The organism is Prosthecobacter sp., from assembly GCF_044227185.1.
Classification (GTDB): domain Bacteria; phylum Verrucomicrobiota; class Verrucomicrobiia; order Verrucomicrobiales; family Verrucomicrobiaceae; genus Prosthecobacter.
In genome coordinates this window covers 110018-130451 of the sequence record NZ_JBGAFO010000009.1, presented here as the reverse complement: position 1 = coordinate 130451, position 20434 = coordinate 110018, and the positions used below count along the sequence as shown (strand labels likewise).

Sequence of the window (20434 nt, the reverse complement as noted above, 5' to 3'; positions counted from 1 at the left end):
CAAAAGGCTTGTCTTCATGACTGCAGCCTGATATTTCCGCCCGTTAATGAGCACGACCAGCAAACCTCTTCGTCAGCCCGGCCTCCTCGTTTACCTCTGTGGTGTGGGTACTTCCATACTGGCCCTGTGGGGAGTGCAGCTCGCGAATGACAACGGGGAGAACATCATGGGCTGGTATGCCAATGGGATCATCCCTGCCGGTGCCTTGCTTGTCGGGGTGGCCAGCGGGCTGGGCTATGCGCTGGGGTCGCGCTTCCTGAATGTGAAGCTCAGCAAGGCCTTCGTTCTGGGCATGATCGTGACGGCGATCGTGGACTACTTCGCCGCGCAGTATCTCACCTACCAAAGCCTTCTGGAGCGCATGCACATCCCGCCGGAGCGGTACGGATTCATCGACTACTTTCGTGAAATCAGCGAAGGCATGTCCTTTAAAAAGCGCCACTCGGAAGAGGCCGGCGATCCCCTGGGCATGTGGGGCTACGCGTACAAGGTGCTTGAAATCGGCGGCTACTCGGTGGGCGCCATGATCCCTTCGCTGACGGTGTTTGGCATGCCGTACTGCAAGAGCTGCCAGCTCTACCTGAAGAAGCACCGCACGGGGCACCTGCACGCGCCGGAGCAGTGGTCCGTGGTGAAGAAGCTGAAATCGAAGGAACGCCTGCCCGCGCTGCAGGCGGCGATCCAGGCGCTGACGGCGCGTGCGAACGAGTTCACCGCGCCCATCGCCGCGGCGCCGCTGGCGGAGACGGAGGCTGCGATCGGCACGCTGGACCAGGCGGTGCAGAAGGACGCGGCAGCACGCATCACCTACCATCTGAAGAAGTGCCCGTGCTGTGATGCGCACCACCTGCAACTGGACCTGACGAACTACACGGTGGACAAGAAGGTGGCGAACACCACGGTGGCGAAGATCGACAAGACGAAGGTGGCAGCGGCGGAACCTGCTGCTGCGCCTGCGGCGGCGGCCGTCTGAGGTCCGAAGGAGGCCTGCGGAAAGCTGCCGAGGCGGATTAACGTTATTCGGGAATGATCCGTCTCCTTCTCTGCCTCACGCTTACAGTCCCATTGCTCGCCGAAGAACGGCCGGTGGTGAAGGTGCCGCGCCAGACGAGCGGAGACAGCGCGGTGCAGCCGAAGTGGGAGGAGCCGCTGGTGATCAGCGTGGGCCTGAGGGATGCGGACATCGTGGGCGGTGACCAGCGGGCCATTCAAGCGGCGGTGGATTATGTGGCGCGGCTGGGAGGCGGCACGGTGCAGATCAAAGAGGGGACGTACCGGCTGCGAAACGCGGTGTACCTGCAAACGGGCGTGAACGTGCGCGGCGAGGGCGACAAGACAGTGCTGATCAAGGAGCCGTCCGTAATCACCCCCTTGAAACTGGACAGCGACTGGTATGACCAGGAGATCACGCTGCATGATGCGGCGGGGTTCCGGGTGGGCGACGGCGTGTGCCTGCGGGCCAAGGATGCGAAGACGGGCCGGCTGACCGTGATCAAACGCACGCTGGTGGCGCGCAGCGGGAACCGATTCAAGCTGGACAAAGGGCTGCGGGAAAATCTATGGCAGATGAATGAGGCGACGTGCGCCACGCTTTTCCCGCTGCTAAGCGGTGAACTGGTGAATGATGTGCGCATTGAGAACCTGGTGCTGGATGGCAATCGCGAGCACAATGCCGAACTGGATGGGAACTATGCGGGCTGCATTTTCCTACAGGACTGCAACCGCCTTCACATCAGCGACATCACGGCGCGCAACAACCATGGGGACGGCATCAGCTGGCAGATCTGCCACGATGTCGTGGTGGAAAACTGCCGCAGCGAAAACAACAGCGGCCTGGGCCTGCACCCGGGTTCCGGCTCGCAGCGCCCGATCATCCGCAACAACACCCTGCGGGGGAATGACATCGGGATTTTCTTCTGCTGGGGTGTGAAGTACGGACTGGCGGAGAACAACCGGATCGAAGGCAACCGCATTGGCATTTCCATCGGCCATCGTGACACGGACAACCTCGTGACGGGGAACACGATTCAAGACAGCAAGGTGAATGGCTTGCTGTTTCGCCCTGAGCGCGGACCGGACTTTGCGGGGCACCGCAACCGAATTGAGAAGAACCGGTTCATCGACAATGCGCCCGAAGGCGGGACGGTGATCGACATTCAGGGCGGCACCGAATCGATCACGATCAGCGGGAATGAATTCACTGAAACCCGCGGCGGGAAAGCGCGCGTGGCGGTGAAGCAGGGCCCGGAGACGAAGGACATCGTCATCGAAGGCAGCCGGACGAATGGATTGTGACTGCGACTTTGCTCCATTCGTGATGAACTTTGCCGGTTCGTGACGTTTGGTTGAGGCTCTCATTCCCAACCATGAACTCCAAGCTGCTTTTCCTTGCCGTTGTTGCTGTCTCCTCCCTGGCGCGCGCCGAAGACATCCGCCAGCAGCCGCCGAAGGATTTGAACGGGTACTTTCCCTTCAATCCACCGTCGTCGCTGAGTGAATGGGATGCGCGGAGGGAGGTGGTGCGGCGGCAGATCCTGGTGGCGGAGGGCCTGTGGCCGATGCCGACAAAGACGCCGCTGAACGCGGTGGTGCATGGCAAGGTGGAAGGCGACGGATTCACGGTGGAGAAGGTGTATTTCGAGAGCGCGCCGGGATTCTTTGTGACGGGCAGCCTGTGGAAGCCGAAGGAGATCAAGGGCAAGGTGCCGGGGGTGATGTTTGCCCACGGGCACTGGAAGGATGCGCGCCTCTCCCAGGAGACGGAGGCGAAGGTGCGGGGGGAGATCGCCGCAGGTGGCGAGCGGTTTGAGCGGGGCGGGAAGAGCATTTTTCAATCTTTGTGCGTGCAACTGGCGCGCATGGGCTGCGTGGTGTGGCAGTGGGACATGCTGAGCGATTCGGACTCGGTGCAGATTCCACGGGAAGTGGTGCATACCTTTGGCAAGCAGCGGCCGGAGATGAACACGGCGGAGAACTGGGGGCTGTACAGTCCGCAGGCGGAGGCGCATCTGCAGTCGATCATGGCCTTGCAGACATGGAACGCGGTGCGCGGGCTGGATTTCCTGCTGTCGCTGCCGGAGGTGGATCCGGAGCGTACGGCGATCACGGGTGCGAGCGGCGGGGGCACGCAGACGATGCTGCTGGCGGCGATCGATGACCGCATCAAGCTCTCATTTCCATGCGTGATGGTGAGCACGGCGATGCAGGGAGGCTGCACCTGCGAGAACACCTCGCTGCTGCGGATCAACACGGGGAATGTGGAGTTTGCGGGGTTGTTTGCACCGAAGCCGCAGGGCATGAACACGGCGAACGACTGGACGAAGGAGATGGCGACGAAGGGATTTCCTGATCTGCAGAAGCTGTACACGACCTTTGGCAAGAAGGACAATGTGTTCCTGCTGCGCGGGGAGCACTTCCCGCACAACTACAATGCGGTGACGCGCTCCGCCTTTTACACCTTTTTGAACAAGCACTTCAAGCTGGGGCAGACGTCTCCGGTGATCGAGCAGGACTATGAACCGCTGAGCCGTGAGCAGCTCTCGGTCTGGGACGACAAACACCCTGCCCCGAAGGCGGCGGACCCGGAGTTTGAGCGCAAGCTGCTGGCCTACCTGGCCAGCGATGCGGAGAAGCAGCTGAGCAAGGCGGAGCCCAAGGTGCTGCGCGAAGGCGTGGAGGTGGTGCTGGGCCGCACTTATGACAAGGCAGGCGAGGTGGAGTGGACGCTGAAGGACAAGCAGGACCGGGGCGGCCACCTGGAGATGACGGGCACGCTGACGAACAAAACGTACAGCGAGGAGCTGAACGTGGCCTGGCTGTACCCGAAGCAGTGGAACGGGCGCGTGGTGATCTGGCTGGACGACGCGGGCAAGCCGGGCCTTGCGAACGACGACGTGAAGAAGCTGGTGGCGGGCGGAGCGGCGGTGCTGGGGGTGGACCTGCTGTTTCAGGGCAGCGAAGAGGGGAAGCAGAACCGCGTGGTGAAGAATCCGCGTGAGTTTGCGGGATACACGTATGGCTACAACCATGCGCTCTTTGCGCAGCGTGTGCATGATGTGCTGACGCTGACGACCTTCCTGCGAAACACGAAGGTGGGCACGCACCCGAGCCCGAAATCGGTCTGTGTGGCGGCCTTTGGACCGCAGACGGGACCGATCGCCGTGGCGGCGCGTGCGCTGGCCGGTGAGGCCATCGACCGTGCGGCGGTGGACACGCACGGGTTCCGCTTTGGCAAGGTGCTGGATTATCGCGATCCAATGTTCCTGCCAGGAGGCGCGAAGTATCAGGATGTGCCGGGAATGATCTCGCTGCAAGGAACGCAGGCGAAGTGGGTGAAGGGCGAGGGCAAGGCCCCTGAAGGAGATCCGGTGAAGTGGCTGATGGAGTAGCCGTAGAAGCGAAGCCACGGCGGGTGTGCGCCGCCCGCCTTGTGGGTGCGACGCACGCGCGTTGATTTTGATCCGCGATCAACCCAGGGGGCGGACGCGCAACTGGCGCAGGGTGTAGAAGGGTGACGCTGACTCGGTGATGCGGCGGCCGCCTTGTTTGCGCCTGGGGCCGAAGCGCTCGCGCTGCGAAGCGAAGATGTCTTCCACGAATTCCCTGCTGCCCAGCGCCACGCCATCGGTGAAGTAGCGAACCCGCAGACGCACGAGTTCGGCTGGGCTGAGCTTTCCGCCCTTTGCCAGCACGCTGCGTGCGGAGTCTGTCGTGACACCGCGGCGCACGACTTTCTCGTTCTGCGCGTCACGTACTTCGCGGCCTTCATCGTGCAGAAGGCAGCGATAGGCTTCCGCGACTCCGGCAGTGCGCCAGCCGTCCACGGGTTTGCCCTGAGCTTTGCAGAGTCCGCGTTGCGCGCGGCGACTGCCGCTGAGGGCTTCGGCGTAGCCGCACCAGCGGTAGTCCTTGGGATCTTTGACGAGACCGGCGCGAACGGGATTGAGGTCGATGTAAGCGGCCATGGTGCGAAGGGGTTCGCCTTTGCCTTCCACCAGCACGCTTTTGAAGCGGTCCATCCAGAGGGTGCCGCAGCGGGTGTGGCGTTTGTTGTACCAGCGGCTGAAGCGCTCTTTGATTTCTTTGACGAAGAGGGAGAGGTCGCAGAAGCGCTTTTTGATGGCGGTGATGCGCTGCTCGGCGAGGATTGCCATGCCGCGGGCGCGGAGGTCGGCGAGCTCATCTCGCAGGAGACCGAGGTAGGCTCGGCTGTAGAGGATGGAGAGGTGCTCGAAGAGCTTGGCCTCGCCATCTTTGCCCTCAAAGCGCTGGAGCCAGGTCTGGCGGTGGGGCACCTCCGCGAGTAGATGGAAATGGTTTCCCATGAGGCAGTAGGTAACGACCTTGACGCCAGAGAACTCCGCCATGCGCCAGATGACGCGGCGGAGGGCTTCCTTTTCGACGTCATCGAAGTGAACCTCACCGCCGCAAGTGCGTGACATGACGTGATAGCAATAGGACTCGAGGGGGCCTTTGCCAAGAATGCGATGCCTGCCACCGGACCAGGAACGCGCGGCAGGATAAAGCGCCGTTTTCGCACTCACGCCAAGGAGCTGCTTCTCAAGCGGAAGCGGCTGGAGATCAGAGGGTTGGATCGCCTTCATGGGGGTCAGCGTGGCGAGAAAATGAAAGCAATCAACAACTAAATGCCTGGCATTATTTACAAGCGGGGTGGATGAAGGGCGAGGGCAAGAAGCCTGAGGGAGAGGCGGTGAAGTGGCTGATGGAGGAGGCTAGAGACCGTGCGGCCGAGGTTCAAGCTGATCTGCCCCGAGAAGACATCTCAAGCCAGGCGCTTCAAATCCACTCAACCCGGACCAGCTCGGGTGGGGGCCCATCCCAGTGCTCAGGCGGGGCGTCCGCCTGACCGGCCTGCGTGTATCGGGCACAGAGGCCGAGTTGATCCATCTCCGCCCAGCTCTTTGGGGAGGCTCCTTCGCGTGTGGTGAAGTCCTTCAGCTCCAGCGCCAGCGTCTGGGCTTCGTCAGCACCGGTGATTTCGCGCGTGCAGACGTAGGTTTTGCGCGGGCCGCGATAGCTGCGCCATTCGTTCTCCTCGAGCACCAAGGCCATGCGATTGGTCTTCGGCATTTTCAGCGTGAGGCCCAGCCTGGCTCCCTCGGGGCCGCGCCAAAGCGGATCGGTGATTTTGCGCGTCCATATCTGCTGATGGGCGGTGTTGCCTTGATTGAGCACGTACCAGTCACGCAGGCCGTGACTGAAGTCGTCCACCACAAGGCCAGGCTGTGCGGTAAGCGGAATGCGAGCCTGCTGCAGTTCCTCCGCGCTCCGGCTGTGAAGCAGGGTGCTGATGCACACCTCCGTCACGGGTGCGCCATTGCCTGGCAACGCTGAAAGTGAAACCGGCTGCGGCAGGGTGAAATAGACATTGGCAAAAGCATGCAAAGAGGCCTCTCGCGTGTGCAGCGGCAGGTCCGCTGTGAAGCCGCCCTCAGGCAGAGCCTTTGCCTGCGCGCTGCGCCAGAACCGGGCGCGGGGATCATCATCGATGCTGTAGAAGATCTCACAGCGTGCCACCGGCCAAGGATGTGCTGCCGGCCGCACCTGGAATGCGGGCACGGAAGCGAGAAGGAGCTGGCTGGGCGGTGTTTCGGGCAGGGGTGCGCCCCCTTTGAGATGCTGGTCAAACCAGAGCGGCATGGTCACGGCCCCCGCCGGAACGAGGCGGTGGTTTAGATGCGGCGCCCAGCTGTACCGAGTGGCCTGCGGGATGAGTGCATTGGTGCGGTACACGTCGTCCATCCAACCGTGAAAATCATTGGTGCCGCTGCGGTGCAGCACCGGGCAACGGATGAGCGGCGCGTAGCTTTCAAAGCTGAGCGTTTTGCGGAAGAGCTGCACGTCTCCCTTCACCGCATCCTGGGCGGCCGCCTTAAATCCGCCAAAGACATGCTCCTGCCAGCGCCAGCCCTGACCGCCCACGGCTGGAACGGCGGCCTTCACACGCGCGTCTGTGCCGGCCACGTACATGGTCAGGTTTCCGCCCATGGAGTAGCCATGGACGCCGAGACGTGAAGCATCCACCCCGGGCTGCTGCTCCAGGAAGGTCAGGCCGCGGCGGCAGCCGAGTGCCAGAAGATACCAGTTGTTGTTTTTCGGGTGCTCGCGGTCTGCAAAGAACTGCTTCGGTCCGGGAAGCATGGAGGCATAGCCCGGCACATTGAGCTGGCTGGGGTCAACGGCACCCCAGTCTGTGTTCGGATCTCCGGGGAGGGCTTTTTCACAGGTGTTGAAAGGGGGCTTGCCCGTGCCGCTGCCGCCCCAGTTGACGGAGAGCGCCGCGTATCCGCGGGAGATGAGCAGCTTCACCTCCGCCACGGAGCCACGCTGGCCGCCGCCGTGGATGTGCATGACTGCCGGGATGCGGCTTTCCGCCTGCTGTGGAAAGCCATACACCGCCGCCATGAAAGCCTTCCTGCCTTTGAAGACGCCAATGAGATAACGGACATGGCGGAAGGTGCCGCCGTCCTCCTCCCATTCGCGGATGACTTCGATCTCCAGCGGATCTTTGCGCGGATCAAAGTCCGCCCACAACTCCGCCACGGACTGCGGCACCGCGGCATCCTTCGCACTCGCTGGTGCGATCCAAACTGGCAGAGCTGCTGCGGCGCTGGAGACAAGAAAACGACGGCGGCTGGAGGAGGTGTCTGCGGTGTTCATCGGCGATTCAGGTACGCAGCAGACTGGGCCTGGCACTCACACAAGCGCCTGGATGGTGTGTTTTTCCAGGAGGTCCGGCGTGGACAAAAAACAAGGGGCCGAGCGGCCCCTTGTTGTCTGATGGATGGAGTGCGGCTGTGAGGCGGGGATCAAACCGCCACGCAGTGGACCTTGCTGATGCCCTGGATTTTTTCCAGTTCGGCGAGGACTTCGGCACTGGGGGTGGAATCGAGGGTGAGCAGGGTGAGGGCCTTGCCGGTGACTTTGTCGCGGCTGAGGCTCATGTCGGCGATGTTGACCTGGTTTTTGCCTAGCGTGGTGCTGTAGGCGGCGATCATGCCGGGGCGGTCGATGTTCTCGATGAAGAGCAGCGTGCCTTCGGGGCGGGCCTCGATGCGGTGGCTGTTCACCTTCACGATGCGGGGTTCATTGCCAAAGAAGGTGCCGGCGATGCTGACAGATTCTGTGTCGTTTTTGGCAATGACTTCGATAAGGTCGGTAAATTCGCTGGCCTCAGGCAGGCGGCTTTCAGTGAAACGGAGGCCGAGGTTTTCGGCGACGCCGTTGGCATTGATGTAGTTCACCTGCTCGGCACCGACGGCGCGCTCAAGGAAGCCTTTGAGCACGGCGCGGGAGATGAGGGTGGTGTCGCCACCGCCGACTTTGCCGCTGTAGTTGATGCGGACGACGTTGGCGCGGGCGGGGGCAAACTGGGAGACGAGGCGGCCGAGGAGCTCGCCGAACTTGAGGAAGGGACCGATTTCGGCGAGCACCTTGGGATCCACGTTGGGCATGTTCACAGCGTTGACGACGGTGCCGTGGAGGAGGTGGGCCTTGATGACTTCGGCGATCTCGATGCCGACGTTTTCCTGAGCTTCCTCCGTGGAGGCGCCGAGGTGCGGAGTGAAGACGGTATTGGGAGCCTTCAGCAGCGGGTAGTCGGCGGGCGGGGGCTCGATTTCGAAGACGTCGAGAGCGGCGCCGGCGATGGTGCCGTCGGTGAGGGCCTGGGCGAGGGCGGCGTCGTCGATGAGACCGCCGCGGGCGCAGTTGATGATGCGGCAGCTCTTCTTGAGCGAAGCGAGGCGCTTGGCATTGATCATGTGCTTCGTCTCAGGCGTCAGCGGCATGTGCATGGTGATGTAGTCGGCCTGCACAATGGCGGCGTCGAGGTCTTCGCACAGGGTGACGCCGAGGCTTTCAGCGCGGTTCTTGGAGAGGTAGGGGTCGTAGGCGACGACGCTCATGCCGAAGGCCTTGGCGCGCTTGGCGAACTCGGCGCCAATGCGGCCCATGCCGAGGACGACGAGGGTTTTGCCATAGACTTCGGTGCCCTGGAAGTCCTTGCGGGCCCACTTGCCGTTCAGGATCGAAGCATGAGCCTGGGGAGTGGAGCGTGAAAGCGCCATCATGAGGGTGAAGGCCTGCTCGGCGGTGGAGATGGTGTTGCCGCCAGGGGTGTTCATCACCACCACGCCGCGCTTCGAGGCGACGGGGATGTCGATGTTGTCCACACCAACACCAGCGCGGCCGACGACTTTGAGATTCGGGGCGGCCTCGATCACCTTGGCGGTCACCTTGGCACCACTGCGGACGATGATGGCATGGGCATTGCGGGAAGCCTCGATCATGGCTTCCTCGGGCTTGAGATTCATGTTCACCTCGACAGAGAAGGACGGCTCCGCTTTGAGCAGGTCGATGCCTTTGCTCGAAATGGGGTCGTTGTTGCCGGCGATGAGGATGTTGAACTTGGACATGGGGTTGGTTTTGGGGAAAGGGGCGCAGACTAGCCACCTTTATCGTGCGCTCAAGGAGCAATGCGTGCTGGACAGAACACAGAGGGAGAGTTCATATAGGAGGTATGTTTGCAGGAACTATGTCAGGAAAAGCCATGCTCGCTTTGATCGTCCCTCTCTCGCTGGAACAATTTGCCGCCGTGGCCGCCGCCGCCGTCCTGCTGCCCCTGCTGATCACCTGGCTGGTGATGCGGAGCAAACTCAAGCGACTGGAGCGTGAGTCCACCGCCGCGGCGGAGCAGCTGCGCAGCGAATCCGCCGCCGTCCTGCAGGCCACCCAGGCCAAAGCGGCTGCCGAGGCGGCGGAAAACGCCAAAAACAGCGCCGCCGCCGCCGCGAGCTTTGCCGATCTGCAGCAGCGGTTCAACACGCACCGGGAGGTGGCGGAGCGGCGGGCCAGTGACGCCTCGCGGCAGATCGCCCAGCTGGAGGCCGAACTGGCGACGGCGCGGGAGATCGCCGCACAACTGGTGCCGACGCAGTCGCGGATCAAGGATCTGGAGACGGCGCTGTCCGCCGAGCAGGGGCGGGTGAAGGCGCAGGAGCAGGCGATCGAGGCCACGAACGCGCGGGCCGCTGATTTTGAAAAACGGATGCTGGATGCCAAGGACATGGTGCTGAAGCACAAGGCGGAGATGCAGGAAACCGCGGTGGAGCTGAAGAAGATCCGCGATGAGCAGGCCGCCTATGCCGCGGCGGGAGGGCCGGAGGCCGAACTGGCGAAGGCCAAGGAGGCGACACAGCAGGCGGAGGTGAAGATTGCGAACCTGCAGCGTGCCCTGAAGGCGGCGGAAGCACGCACTGAGATGGTGCAGAAGGAATTCATGAACGCCGTAGGCGTGAGCACCGCCCCAAGCCCGGGAGCCGCCGCAGGCGCGAGTGACAAGAAACTGCGCGAGCAGGAGGAGAAACTGGCCCATCTGGAGGCCGAGTCCCGCAAGCGTGCGCGCGAAGACGGATACAAGATTGCCGAGCTGGAATACCGGCTGAGCGAAGCGCTGGAGGCCATCAAGGCGGCGCAGGCACCGGCCAAGGCTGAGCCTGCGGCGGCACAAGCACCCGCCCCCTCCCCCGCCCCATTTCCAGTCCCTGCGGAAGCACCTGCGCCTACGCCCGCTGCGGTGCCAGCTGATGAAGCCGCGCCGGTGGCACCGGCGGCAGTTCTGGCGCCCAAAGAAGAGGTGCCTGAGGCGGGCATTCCCATGCCGCAGGCTCCGGCTCCCGAAGCTGGAATCCCGATGCCGCCTCCGGCTGCACTGATCTCGGAGAATCCGGAAGTGCCGCCGCCTGCTGCGCCTGAGAGTGCGGCCTGATCCGACTTTCCTGTCCTGAGGCAGGAGTCTTTGGGCAATTTTTCTCCAACCACCCGCGTTTTATCGTTTCGCATGAAATTCACCCTCGCATTCATCACGCTTCTTTCTGTATCTGCCCTCTCCGCAGCGGACTGGTCACGCTTTCGCGGTCCGAACGGTTCTGGACTCGCCAACACCACCGGCCTGCCCGCGGTCGTGGATGACAGCACGACGCTGTGGAAAATTCCGGTCGGCAAAGGCTGGTCTTCACCGGTGCTGTGGCAGGACATGGTCATCGTGACGGCTGAGACGAGCCCGACGCGGCGTGCGGTGATCGCCTTTTCCGCCAAGGACGGCAAGGAGCTGTGGAAGCATGAGGAGGAATTTGTGCCGCATAACATCCACAAGACCTACAACACCTTTGCGAGCAGCTCGGCCTTTGTGGATGCGGAGCGCATCTACGTGAACTGGAGCAGCGGCACGAACATCCAGGCGCTGGCGCTGGACCACAAGGGCAAGCTGGTGTGGCGCAATGACCACGTGGCCGACTACATCCACGAGCACGGCACGGGCATTTCACCCATCGTGGCGGACGGGCTTATGATTGTGCGCAGCGAGTTTGACTGGCAGAGGGATGGCAAGATTTACACCGAAGTTCCGGAGCAGCAGAAGTGGAAGAGCTGCATCGTGGCGCTCGACGCCAAGACTGGCAAGCAGGCCTGGAAGCTGGACATCCCTAACTGCCTCAACACGTTTTCAACTCCTGTCGTACATGAGTTAAAAGACGGGAAAAAGGAAATCATCTGCGCGGACACGGGCAGCGGCGTGATGGGCATTGACCTGAAGAAGGGCACGATCAACTGGCAGTACAACCCCGGCTACAAGCAGCGCAGCCTGGGCTCCGGTGTGCTGAGTGATGATTTTTATTTCTGCACCTTCGGCACTGGCGGCGGTGTGAAGGAGATCGCGGCGCTGGACCTGAAGAGCGGCAAGCCCAAGGCAGTGCCGTTCGACATCCCCAAGGGGCTGCCCTATGTCCCCTCCCCTCTGGTCATCGGCGAGCACATGTACCTGCTGGGAGACGGCGGCATCATGCGCTGCGTGGAGTTCAAGACCGGCAAGGTGATCTATGAAGAGCGCCTGGAAGGCACGCAGGGCAGCGCGAAGTTTTTCAGCAGCCCGGTGGCCGGAGACGGCAAGATTTTCTGCGCGAGCCAGCAGGGAGATCTCATCGTGGTCAAAGCGGGGCCGAAGTTTGAAAAGCTCGCGGCGAGCAAGCTGGACGGGCCGGTGAATTCCGTGCCGGCGATCGGTGACAAGCGCCTCTTTGTGCGCACGGCGACTTCGCTGTACTGCATCGGGGCGAAGGGGCAGCCGGTGCCTTAGCAGGAGAGCTTAAAGGCTCCCGTCCTTCCAACGATCATGCCTGAGAGCAGCCAAAAACTTTATCATGCCATTGTGTGGCGTGAAGGTCCGGACCAGACAGGAGAGCGTGTTACTGCATGGGCAAGTGATCTGGACGAAGCTGCAAGGTTGCTGGCAGAAGAATACGGCAAAGGAAACGTGTATAACCTGCACAATAAAGAAGACGCAGAAAAGATACGCTGACCTCGTCACGATCAGCCACCAGAAATGAAATGCCCTGAGCCATGTGACTTCACCGCGTTTTCACCGGCACTTGCAGCTGCACTTCGGGGGTGACGGCAGGCTTCAGCACCGCACCCTGCCTGGGCAGGATGGCGAGGAGGTTGTCGTGGGCGATGCGTCTGGCGGTTTCGGGTTTCATGGCGTCGAGCAGGAGGTAGTAGCGCTGCATGACGGGGGCGTAGTCGTGGAAGCGGCCGACTTTGTCTGAGCCGATGAGGAAGCGCTGGGGATATTTTTCGAAGAGGGCGATCCAATCGGCCACGGGTTTGCCGTCTTTGACGAGATAGGTGTCAAAGAGGACCCAGGAGATGTCCATGCTCACATTGGGATAGGTGGCCAGCATGCGCTCGATCTCCTGCGCGAGGGTGGGCACATCGAGACGGCGGCTGATGCCGGCGTGGCACCAGACAAATTTCGTTTTGGGATGCTGCTGCACGGCTTCCTCAAATTCGTGCAGGTAGATGGGCTCGCGCTTCCAGACGGAGGAGATGTTGGAGTGGACGAAGACGGGCAGATCGAGCTCGGCGGCGAGCTCGTAGATGCGGTGGAGTGATTGGTTGTTCGCACGCGCCGTTTCGCCGTAGGTGAGCGCGGAGAGGTCATCGTGGCGGGTCATCACCTCGCCGATGCCCAGCCAGAAGCCGGGGTTCCATTCGATCATGCGGCGCACGTGGTCCACGGCGTTGCGGTCCGCGCCGTTGAAGCCGCAGATGATGGGGTGGAAGTGTTTGCGGTCCGTTTCGGGAAGCGCTTGGATCTCCCGGGCCACGAGCATGTCCGTGGCGGAGTACCAGTAGCAGCGGGCGTCGTCCTCCAGGTAGTACTGGGGCTGCCGGGGATCTGACTCCGACCACTGCTTCACCAGCGGCATGCCGCTGACGATGGCGTCTGTGACGCCGGATTTGGTCATGGCGGCCAGCGCGGCGGTGGCGCCGTCGGTGCGCTGGAGGAAGTCCACGAGGTGGAGGTGGCAGTCTGCCATGGTGTGGCGCACGGGCTCGGGCTCCACGGGGACGACAGGAGAGGGTGGAGTGGCTGCGGGGGTGGGAGGGGCGGGCTTTTTTTGCAGGTCGCGCGCCAGCAGGGCGGAGGCGGCGAGAGCGAGCAACAGAGGCAAAGAGAGGGGGAATTTCATGGTGGAGTCTGCAGCAGACTTCAGCCCAATCAAACAGGCTGGATTTTCCTTTTTTTTGGCACCTGGCTATTGCCCTGGGAACGGTGATCGACGGTGCGGGGCAAGGGATATGCAAGGCAGCGGGGACGGCACAACTGCAAAATCGTGGCGTTTTCCATCAATTCGGCTCATGCCAGCCATGAGGAAAATCTCCTTTGCCAAGCCGGAGGGGGCGGGTATGTCTGCCGCCCCTAAATATCTATGAGCAAAAAAAGTGACTTCGGATTGATCGGCCTCGCTGTAATGGGCCAGAACCTTGTTCTCAACGTGGAAAGCCGCGGCTTCCAGGTGAGCGTCTTTAACCGCACCACCAGCGTGACGGATGAGTTTGTGGCGAAACACCCCGGCAAGGCGCTGGTGGGCTGCCACACGCTGGAGGAGTTTGTGCAGAGCCTGGCCACGCCGCGCAAGATCCACATCATGGTGAAATCCACCGCCGTGAAGGACAGCGACCGCGACGCCGTGGACGCAGTGATCGAGCAGCTCATTCCCCTGCTGGACAAGGACGACATCGTGATCGACGGCGGGAACAGCTTCTACCAGACGACCGAGCGCCGCGACGCCTACCTGGCCTCCAAAGGCCTGCGCTTCATCGGCGCGGGTGTGTCCGGCGGTGAAGAAGGCGCGCGCAAAGGCCCGAGCATCATGCCCGGCGGCCCTGCCAGCACCTGGGAGGTGATGAAGCCGATTTTTGAATCCATCGCCGCGAAGGTGGATGGAGAGCCCTGCGTCATCCACATCGGCCCCGGCGGCGCGGGCCACTATGTGAAGATGATCCACAACGGCATCGAGTACGGGGACATGCAGCTCATCTGCGAAGCCTACAACATCTTCAAAAACGCCGGATTCACCACGGACGAGATGGCCGCCATCTTCAACGAGTGGAACGAAGGCGACCTGCTGAGCTACCTCATCCAAATCTCCGGCAAAGCCCTGGAGCAGAAGGATCCTGAAACCGGCAAGCCGATCGTGGAACTGATCGTGGACAAGGCCGGCCAGAAAGGCACGGGCCAGTGGACGCTGCTCAATGCGGCTGAAAACGCCGTGGTGATCAGCACCATCAACGCTGCCGTGGAAGCACGCATCCTTTCCTCCCAGAAGAAGCAGCGCGTGGCCGCCAGCACGCAGCTCACGGGGCCGGCGGTGAACATCACCACGGACAAGAAGGAACTCGTCAAGAAGGTGCACGATGCGCTCTACGCCTCCAAGATCATCTCCTACGCGCAGGGCCTCGACCTCATCAAGACCATGGGCGAGAAGAAGCAGTGGGGCCTGGACCTGGGCCGCATCGCCGCCATCTGGCGCGGGGGCTGCATCATCCGTGCGAAGTTCCTCAACCGCATCACGGATGCGTACCGCACGAACCCTTCCCTGGCGAATCTGATGCTCGATCCCTTCTTCAAGGAAGTGCTGGGCAAGACCCAGCAGAACTGGCGCGAAGTGGTGAGCATCGCGACGCTAAACGGCATCCCCGTCCCTGCTTTCTCCGCCTCCCTGGGCTACTACGACAGCTACCGCGCCGCCCGCCTGCCCGCGAACCTGCTGCAGGCGCAGCGCGACTTCTTCGGCGCGCATACGTATGAGCGCGTGGACAAGCCGGAGGGACAGATGTTCCATACGGAGTGGCCTGAGGTGATCGGGTAAGCTGCTTTCTCCAGTTGCGGCGCAACTGGGCTACTTTGAAGGCGGCCGGGGTGACCTGGCCGCTTTTTTGTGGCTGCATCAATTCAAGGCATTCGGGTCGCTTTGCAGCCTGCGCAGAGCCATGGCATCCAGCCGGTCCTTCTCTCTCACAGACTTTTCTTTCCAGGCTATCAGGGATGCCTTTGACGCATACCGAATCGCCAGGTCTCGCAGCATCCAAGTGTCGGCATCGACGATGACATCTGCATAACGACGCCCAGTCATCTGCGTGAAGATATCGACCTGGCATTGCTCCGTCTCCTCCACAATGCGGATCGCACCTTCACCTCCATCAAAGTCCTCACGTGTAAGTTCCGCGGCAAATCCTTCTCCATAGCCCCCAAGGGCAGCGAGCAGCAGATCAATATTTTCAGTGCTGTCTTCGATCAGCAGATCCACGTCTTCAGTGAGGCGAACATAACCCTGCAGGGTGACAGCGATGCCCCCCACCACCACGAACTGGACGCCTCGCTCAGCGAGCAAGACCAACAACTTTTCGAACGAGGGTTCCATCGTCGGGAGGTGGCGACCATTTGCCGCCGCGCAACAGGAGCGCATTGCGCCGAAGCATCTCCAGCCGCTGCAACGGCGGCAGACGCGACAGGCTGCCGCCCACGCGCTTTTTCAGAGGCTCGGTCAGGTCATTTACCATGGGCGTACCATACGTTCCCTGGTGAGGATGGCAAGTCCACTCCGGCAAGCCGGCGAGGTGCCACATGGAATTTTGGAGAACGCAGGAGAATCCCGGCCGCCTTTTTTTGTGCAAACCTTCCGCAGTGCCTTATCATCAATTCATGGCCTCCACCCTCTCCCCGGAATACATCGCCACGCTGCAGCGCATGACGGGCGCAGAGAAGCTGCGCACGGCGTCTGATTTGTACTGGGGTGCCCGCGACATCAAAGCAGCACGGCTACGCCAGCAGCATCCAGACTGGACCGAAGAGCAGGTACAGCAGAAGGTGAAGGAAATTTTCATGCATGCAGTCACGTGAGCCATACCTGATCTTCACGCAGAAGGTCAACGAGCTCGAGATCCGTTACATGGAAACGGAGCCCGCCTCCTTTCGGAAACGGACTCCGCCACATTCAACCAACTCACGCTTTGACCAATTTCGGCAGCACCGATGCCGGCACGACTTCATAGGCCGTGGGGACCATGGAGTAGCTGGCGCGGCCGCGTGAGAGGCTCCTTATGGCTCCGGCGTAGCCGAACATCTCCACCAGGGGCACTTCGGCGAGGATGCCTGCCTCGGTGCCACGGTGGTCGATGCTGGTGATGCGGGCGCGACGGCGGTTCAGATCGCCCAGGATGTCTCCCTGGTGCTCGTCACTCACCGTGCATTCGACCTGCATCACGGGCTCCAGGAGCACGGGGGCTGCCTGGCGCACGGCTTCGCGCAGGGCGTCTCCAGCGGCCATGCGGAAGGCCTGGTCGTTGGAGTCCTTGGCATGGCTGGCGCCGTCCACGATGCGAACGCGCATGTCCACGAGCGGGCTGCCCGCCAGGGGACCGCCTACGGCTGCCTCAGCGATGCCACGACGCACGGCGCCCATGAACTGGGCGGGGATGCTACCACCGATGACGGCGTCTTCGATGACCACACCGGCACCACGCTGCAGGGGCTGCACGGAAAGCTTCACGCGAGCATACATGCCGGAGCCGCCGTTCTGCTTTTTGAGCAGATGGTCGGCTTCGGCCGGCTGAGTGATGGTCTCACGACACGCGATCTCCGGTGCGGCAGCGATGGTTTCGACGCCATGCTCGCGCAGGAGTTTTTCGCGGATCACCTCGAGGTGGAGTTCGCCCATGCCGGAGATGAGGCACTGGCCGGTCTCCTCGTGCGTGCGCACGCGGAAGGTCGGATCCTCATCCGCCAGACGCGAGAGAGCGGTGGAGAGACGGGACTGGTCGGCGGACTTCGCAGGCTCGATGGCCATGCTGACGACGGGTTCGGGGAACACCGGCGGCTCGAGCATGAGGGCATGATCCTCCAGGCACAGGGTGTCTCCCGTGCTGAAGTCGCGCAGTCCGGTGACGGCGCAGATGTCGCCTGCTTGTACGCTTTCGAGCTCATCGCGGCGGTTGGCGAAGACACGGAGCAGCCTGCCGCAGCGCTCGGTTTTGCCGAGGCGCGGATTCAGCAGCAGAGCGCCTTTTTGAAGCGTGCCGTTATAGACACGGACATAGACGAGGCGGCCTGCCTGAGGATGACGCACGATTTTGAAGGCGAGCGCGGCGAAGGGGGCCTCGATGGCCTGCGTGCGCTGCACCTCTTCAGGAGCAGGGAGGAAGTCCACGATGGCATCCACCAACGCTGAGACGCCGATGTGTTTATACGCGCTGCCGCCGATCACGGGCACGAAGCGGCCGGCGATGGTCTGACGACGCACCGCGGCGCGCAGTGTCTGAGCGGACACGGGTTTGTCTTCGATCCAAAGGGCGGCGATGTCATCGTCGAGACTGGCGAGGGCCTGAATGAGATCACGACGCGCGGTTTCCACGGCGGAGAGGCATTCGGCGGGAATGTCTTCGACGGTGAAGCCGGTGGGTGAGGCTGCGTTGGTGCGCAGTGCGCGCTGCTCGATGATGTCGAGCTGGCCGCAGAGTGCGGATTCAGCGCCCCATGGGAGGAGGACGGGCCAAGCGCAGGCGTTGAGCTTGGTTTGCAGCTCGTTGACGACGCGGGAGAAGTCCGCGCCGAGGCGGTCCATCTTGTTGATGAAGGCTATGCGGGGTACGCGGTAGCGTTCCATCTGTCGCCAGACGGTTTCGCTTTGCGGTTGCACGCCACCGACGCCGCAGAAGACCGCGACGGCGCCGTCGAGCACGCGCAGGGAGCGTTCGACTTCGGCGGTGAAATCGACGTGACCGGGGGTATCGATGATGTTGAGCCGGTGCGGCTGGCCGGTGAAAAGGCGGCTCAGGCCGGCGACAGGCTGCTGCGTCCACGAGCATGGAGCTGCGGCGGAGGAGATGGTGATGCCCTTGTCTTTCTCGATGTCCGAGAAGTCGGTGGTGGTGTTTCCATCATGCACATCCCCGCAGGCATGGATGGCTCCTGCGTAGAAAAGGATGCGTTCAGTGAGCGTGGTTTTGCCAGCGTCAATGTGGGCGGCGATGCCGATGTTGCGGATGCGGCCGGAGTCAGTCGTCGTGAGTTTCATAAGAGTCAGATGTTCAAGCGGAACGCGCTGCTCCCCGGGAGGATATGAAAAGGCCCTGATGCGACTGGCGGCATTCAGGGCTCCCGGGGATAGCAGCAATATCTGACTTCTGTCCTCTATGACATAGTCATCCCGAGCCCTGGCCGGAGCCGGGCTGAAGAAACTATTTTGAGGACGCGGGGTGTCATAAGACGCGGGTGTATCATCCACCTTAATTTGATTTCGTCAATGTGGGGCGGCATGCCGGGCTTCCATCACAGGCCCTCGCACGCCGCATTTACCAAGCCACGTCCCCGGTCCTGGCTGTATTGCTGCGCAGCGTCCTGGAGCATGGCATCAAATCCGGCTTGATCGAGGCCCATCTCAGACGCCATGGAGGTGACATTTTCCCAAGTCACCTGCTGTTCAACCGCTCCGATCTCTTTGAGCAACATGAACGCAATGGCCTGCAAGCGAATGCCCCTTCTTCTTCGTGCATTCTCCCATGCCAAGAAACCGATCTGCCCCAACGTTCTGGCCTCTCCGGCGCGATCGCCGATGGCCTGCCTTATCTCGAGCGAACGGCCAAACTTCTCGCATGCCGCTACATGGTTTCCTTCGTTCAATTCAATTGTGGCAAGATTATGCCACGATGAGGCTTCGCCGGCACGGTCGCCGATAACTCGCGTCATCTCCAATGCGCGACCAAACCTTTCCCGCGCCGCTGAGTTGTCTCCTTCTTTGAATTCAATAGCACCAAGATTCAGCAACGTCGCAGCCTGCCCCGCTCGGTCGCCGATGGCTTGCCTCATCTCCAGCGCCCGACCAAAATTTTCCCGCTCCGCGCCGTAATGGCCTTCGTTCAACTCAATCAAGGCGATTTGATGCCACGTCGCAGCTTCCCCCGCTTGATCACCGATGGCCTGTAGCATCACCAGCGCTCGGCCAAACTTCTCCCGTGCAGCCGCATAACTGCCTTCGTTCAATTCAATCGACGCGAGACTATGCCATGTCACGGCCTCTCCAGCCCTGTTGCCAATGGCTTGCTCGATCTCCAGTGAACGGCCAAACTTCTCTCTTGCAGCAGCGTAGTTTCCTTCGTGCACATCAATCGTGCCAAGTTGATGCCATATCGCAGCTTCCGAAGCTCGATCACCAATGGCTTGTTTGATCTCCAGCGAACGCTGATACTTCTCTCTTGCGGCGGCGTAGTTTCCTTGTTGCACATCAATCGTACCAAGTTGATGCCAAGTTGCTGCCTCACCCAACCGGTCGTCGATGGCTTGTCTAATTTTCAACGAGCGATCAAACCCCACTCTCGCGGTTTCGTAGTCACCTTCTCTCATTTCAATTGAGGCAAGCTGATGCCATACTGTGGCCACCGCTGCTTGGTCGCCGATGGCTTGCTGCATCTCTAATGCCTGACTAAACTTCTCCCTCGCCGCAGCATAGTTGCCTTCGCTCAATTCAATCGTCGCAAGCTGATGCCAAGTTGCGGCCTCCCCGGCTAGGTCGGCAGCGGATTTAAACCTAGCCAGTGCTTGAAGATAAAATCCCTTGGCTCGTGACCACTCACCCAAGGATTGGCATGTGTCCGCCAGTAATTTCAGAGTTTTTGGCTCAGCTTTTTCATCTGCCAAAGGCTCCAGCAAAGCAGCAACCGCCTTAAATTCCGCTGCACGGTAGAGAATAAAGGAAATACCTCCAGTTGCCCATTCTTGCCGTTCTCGGTCTCCGCATGCCTCTGCATGTTCTCGGCATGCCAGCAACTCCGCCATGACATCTAGTCGCAATTCCTGTGCACGGTTGGAGTTGAGGCATGATTCGAAAAAAGCAGCGGCGGCACGATGGGCTGCAACAACCAGTTCAGGGTAGAGGCGATCGGGGTTTGCCAGGAAGCCGCGCTGTAGCGGATAAACGGCATAGACCACGGTCTCGTTCTCCTCTCCCAGTTGTTGCAGCAGACCACGGACCACCATGGCGGCGGCGGCGGCAGGTACTTCCGCCGAGGTCAAGCC

General features: G+C 61.7%; 16 protein-coding genes. 8 read left to right on the top strand and 8 right to left on the bottom strand.

Annotated features, from left to right (window positions below):
• Positions 1-46 precede the first annotated feature (46 nt).
• From ACILSQ_RS20865 to ACILSQ_RS20855, 3 genes are all read left to right on the top strand, one after another.
• Positions 47-973 (top strand): hypothetical protein, encoded by a 927-nt coding sequence (locus ACILSQ_RS20865; protein WP_395745594.1) that lies wholly within the window; start codon positions 47-49, stop codon positions 971-973.
• 53 nt (positions 974-1026) lie between these two features.
• A complete protein-coding gene (locus tag ACILSQ_RS20860; RefSeq protein ID WP_395745593.1) occupies positions 1027-2295 on the top strand; it encodes a right-handed parallel beta-helix repeat-containing protein in 1269 nt (422 codons plus the stop codon).
• 71 nt (positions 2296-2366) lie between these two features.
• Positions 2367-4388 (top strand): alpha/beta hydrolase family protein, encoded by a 2022-nt coding sequence (locus ACILSQ_RS20855; RefSeq protein ID WP_395745592.1) that lies wholly within the window; start codon positions 2367-2369, stop codon positions 4386-4388.
• 78 nt (positions 4389-4466) lie between these two features.
• Here the strand turns inward: ACILSQ_RS20855 and ACILSQ_RS20850 are convergent, their stop codons facing one another.
• The 3 genes from ACILSQ_RS20850 to serA all read right to left on the bottom strand — a co-directional run bounded on the left by ACILSQ_RS20850 (position 4467) and on the right by serA (position 9437).
• A complete protein-coding gene (locus ACILSQ_RS20850) occupies positions 4467-5603 on the bottom strand; it encodes a transposase (protein ID WP_395745591.1) in 1137 nt (378 codons plus the stop codon).
• Between the two features lie 193 nt (positions 5604-5796).
• A complete protein-coding gene (locus ACILSQ_RS20845; protein WP_395745590.1) occupies positions 5797-7680 on the bottom strand; it encodes an alpha/beta hydrolase family protein in 1884 nt (627 codons plus the stop codon).
• Between the two features lie 149 nt (positions 7681-7829).
• The gene (gene serA, locus ACILSQ_RS20840) at positions 7830-9437 is read right to left on the bottom strand and encodes a phosphoglycerate dehydrogenase (protein WP_395745589.1); all 1608 of its coding nucleotides are present in this window, start codon (positions 9435-9437) and stop codon (positions 7830-7832) included.
• A 134-nt stretch (positions 9438-9571) separates the two neighbouring features.
• On the opposite strand from serA, the gene ACILSQ_RS20835 reads away from it, so the two are divergent.
• The 3 genes from ACILSQ_RS20835 to ACILSQ_RS20825 all read left to right on the top strand — a co-directional run bounded on the left by ACILSQ_RS20835 (position 9572) and on the right by ACILSQ_RS20825 (position 12376).
• Entirely contained in the window at positions 9572-10789 is a 1218-nt protein-coding gene (locus ACILSQ_RS20835) for a hypothetical protein (protein WP_395745588.1), read from the top strand.
• Positions 10790-10861: 72 nt separating this feature from the next.
• Positions 10862-12154 carry a PQQ-binding-like beta-propeller repeat protein gene (locus ACILSQ_RS20830; protein WP_395745587.1) on the top strand — a complete coding sequence of 431 codons (1293 nt, stop codon included), beginning with the start codon at positions 10862-10864 and terminating at the stop codon, positions 12152-12154.
• Positions 12155-12190: 36 nt separating this feature from the next.
• Positions 12191-12376, top strand: coding sequence for a hypothetical protein (locus ACILSQ_RS20825; RefSeq protein WP_395745586.1), 186 nt, complete (start codon positions 12191-12193; stop codon positions 12374-12376).
• A gap of 49 nt (positions 12377-12425) precedes the next feature.
• Here ACILSQ_RS20825 and ACILSQ_RS20820 read toward each other — a convergent pair whose 3' ends face one another.
• Positions 12426-13550, bottom strand: coding sequence for an amidohydrolase family protein (locus ACILSQ_RS20820; RefSeq protein WP_395745585.1), 1125 nt, complete (start codon positions 13548-13550; stop codon positions 12426-12428).
• A 240-nt stretch (positions 13551-13790) separates the two neighbouring features.
• Here ACILSQ_RS20820 and gnd point away from each other — a divergent pair, with 240 nt between their 5' ends.
• Complete coding sequence (gene gnd, locus ACILSQ_RS20815; RefSeq protein WP_395745584.1) at positions 13791-15233, top strand: decarboxylating NADP(+)-dependent phosphogluconate dehydrogenase; 1443 nt, start codon at positions 13791-13793, stop codon at positions 15231-15233.
• 78 nt (positions 15234-15311) lie between these two features.
• Here the strand turns inward: gnd and ACILSQ_RS20810 are convergent, their stop codons facing one another.
• Positions 15312-15785, bottom strand: a complete 474-nt coding sequence (locus ACILSQ_RS20810) for a nucleotidyltransferase (RefSeq protein ID WP_395745583.1) — start codon at positions 15783-15785, stop codon at positions 15312-15314.
• Complete coding sequence (locus tag ACILSQ_RS20805) at positions 15745-15990, bottom strand: hypothetical protein (RefSeq protein ID WP_395745582.1); 246 nt, start codon at positions 15988-15990, stop codon at positions 15745-15747. Before ACILSQ_RS20805 ends, ACILSQ_RS20810 begins: the two co-directional genes overlap by 41 nt.
• A gap of 76 nt (positions 15991-16066) precedes the next feature.
• Between ACILSQ_RS20805 and ACILSQ_RS20800 the strand changes: the two genes are divergently transcribed.
• Complete coding sequence (locus tag ACILSQ_RS20800) at positions 16067-16264, top strand: hypothetical protein (protein WP_395745581.1); 198 nt, start codon at positions 16067-16069, stop codon at positions 16262-16264.
• 103 nt (positions 16265-16367) lie between these two features.
• Here ACILSQ_RS20800 and fusA read toward each other — a convergent pair whose 3' ends face one another.
• Together fusA and ACILSQ_RS20790 are read right to left on the bottom strand one after the other, a co-directional pair.
• On the bottom strand, positions 16368-18437 hold the full coding sequence (gene fusA, locus ACILSQ_RS20795) for an elongation factor G (RefSeq protein WP_395745580.1): 2070 nt from the start codon (positions 18435-18437) through the stop codon (positions 16368-16370).
• A 254-nt stretch (positions 18438-18691) separates the two neighbouring features.
• Positions 18692-20431: a tetratricopeptide repeat protein gene (locus ACILSQ_RS20790; protein ID WP_395745579.1), complete on the bottom strand. Its 1740-nt coding sequence runs from the start codon at positions 20429-20431 to the stop codon at positions 18692-18694.
• Between the last annotated feature and the right edge of the window lie 3 nt (positions 20432-20434).

Coding starts and splice junctions, on each gene's coding strand:
- ACILSQ_RS20865 (WP_395745594.1), top strand. CDS start 47: ATGAGCACGACCAGCAAACCTCTTCGTCAGCCCGGCCTCCTCGTTTAC.
- ACILSQ_RS20860 (WP_395745593.1), top strand. CDS start 1,027: ATGATCCGTCTCCTTCTCTGCCTCACGCTTACAGTCCCATTGCTCGCC.
- ACILSQ_RS20855 (WP_395745592.1), top strand. CDS start 2,367: ATGAACTCCAAGCTGCTTTTCCTTGCCGTTGTTGCTGTCTCCTCCCTG.
- ACILSQ_RS20850 (WP_395745591.1), bottom strand. CDS start 5,603: ATGAAGGCGATCCAACCCTCTGATCTCCAGCCGCTTCCGCTTGAGAAG.
- ACILSQ_RS20845 (WP_395745590.1), bottom strand. CDS start 7,680: ATGAACACCGCAGACACCTCCTCCAGCCGCCGTCGTTTTCTTGTCTCC.
- serA (WP_395745589.1), bottom strand. CDS start 9,437: ATGTCCAAGTTCAACATCCTCATCGCCGGCAACAACGACCCCATTTCG.
- ACILSQ_RS20835 (WP_395745588.1), top strand. CDS start 9,572: ATGCTCGCTTTGATCGTCCCTCTCTCGCTGGAACAATTTGCCGCCGTG.
- ACILSQ_RS20830 (WP_395745587.1), top strand. CDS start 10,862: ATGAAATTCACCCTCGCATTCATCACGCTTCTTTCTGTATCTGCCCTC.
- ACILSQ_RS20825 (WP_395745586.1), top strand. CDS start 12,191: ATGCCTGAGAGCAGCCAAAAACTTTATCATGCCATTGTGTGGCGTGAA.
- ACILSQ_RS20820 (WP_395745585.1), bottom strand. CDS start 13,550: ATGAAATTCCCCCTCTCTTTGCCTCTGTTGCTCGCTCTCGCCGCCTCC.
- gnd (WP_395745584.1), top strand. CDS start 13,791: ATGAGCAAAAAAAGTGACTTCGGATTGATCGGCCTCGCTGTAATGGGC.
- ACILSQ_RS20810 (WP_395745583.1), bottom strand. CDS start 15,785: ATGGAACCCTCGTTCGAAAAGTTGTTGGTCTTGCTCGCTGAGCGAGGC.
- ACILSQ_RS20805 (WP_395745582.1), bottom strand. CDS start 15,990: ATGTGGCACCTCGCCGGCTTGCCGGAGTGGACTTGCCATCCTCACCAG.
- ACILSQ_RS20800 (WP_395745581.1), top strand. CDS start 16,067: ATGGCCTCCACCCTCTCCCCGGAATACATCGCCACGCTGCAGCGCATG.
- fusA (WP_395745580.1), bottom strand. CDS start 18,437: ATGAAACTCACGACGACTGACTCCGGCCGCATCCGCAACATCGGCATC.